This is a genomic window from Cytobacillus kochii, assembly GCF_020171845.1.
Lineage (GTDB): Bacteria > Bacillota > Bacilli > Bacillales > Cytobacillaceae > Cytobacillus > Cytobacillus kochii.
The window spans coordinates 1-903 of the sequence record NZ_JAIVAM010000038.1; the positions used below are offsets into that span (position 1 = coordinate 1).

2 tRNA genes and 2 rRNA genes are annotated in these 903 nt (G+C 47.8%); all 4 read left to right on the top strand.

The window, feature by feature from the left end:
* Window positions 1–106, top strand: a 16S ribosomal RNA gene (locus LCM23_RS25690); the annotation flags it as partial.
* A 99-nt stretch (window positions 107–205) separates the two neighbouring features.
* Window positions 206–282: transfer RNA gene (locus tag LCM23_RS25695), tRNA-Ile, on the top strand.
* A gap of 15 nt (window positions 283–297) precedes the next feature.
* Window positions 298–373: transfer RNA gene (locus LCM23_RS25700), tRNA-Ala, on the top strand.
* A 259-nt stretch (window positions 374–632) separates the two neighbouring features.
* Window positions 633–903: ribosomal RNA gene (locus LCM23_RS25705) — 23S ribosomal RNA — on the top strand; the annotation flags it as partial.

Genomic DNA, 903 nt, shown 5'->3' on the forward strand with positions numbered 1-903 from the left:
CGGTGGGGTAACCTTTTGGAGCCAGCCGCCTAAGGTGGGACAGATGATTGGGGTGAAGTCGTAACAAGGTAGCCGTATCGGAAGGTGCGGCTGGATCACCTCCTTTCTAAGGAATATACGGAATTAACTTGATGTTAGACTGTTCGTTCAGTTTTGAGAGTGCAATCTCTTTGATATGATTAAATACTTTACCGTGAAGTTATGTGGGCCTATAGCTCAGCTGGTTAGAGCGCACGCCTGATAAGCGTGAGGTCGATGGTTCGAGTCCATTTAGGCCCACCATTTTAACTTTTATACGGGGCCTTAGCTCAGCTGGGAGAGCGCCTGCTTTGCACGCAGGAGGTCAGCGGTTCGATCCCGCTAGGCTCCACCAACAAATCGTTCTTTGAAAACTAGATAATGTAATGAAGAAGATTACCGAGTAATCGCCACCTTAGTTATTTTTTCTCTCTATTATTATAGATTGATTTAAGATACTAAACTTTTTTAAAAAAACACAACCGTGAGGGTTGTGAGAAGCAAGCAGTTCAAGGAAGCGAGCGAGGAAACACCGGAGTGTGCGTCTTGTGCACATGAGGATGTTGACGAGTGTGCTGACGCCGAAATGCGTAGCTTATCGCAAGCCGAACAATGGTTAAGTTAATAAGGGCGCACGGTGAATGCCTTGGCACTAGGAGCCGATGAAGGACGGGACTAACACCGATATGCTTCGGGGAGCTGTAAGTAAGCTTTGATCCGGAGATTTCCGAATGGGGAAACCCCCTATCCGTTATGGGATAGGATCCATACCTGAATACATAGGGTATGGAAGGCAGACCCGGGGAACTGAAACATCTAAGTACCCGGAGGAAGAGAAAGCAAACGCGATTCCCTGAGTAGCGGCGAGCGAAACGGGATTAGCCC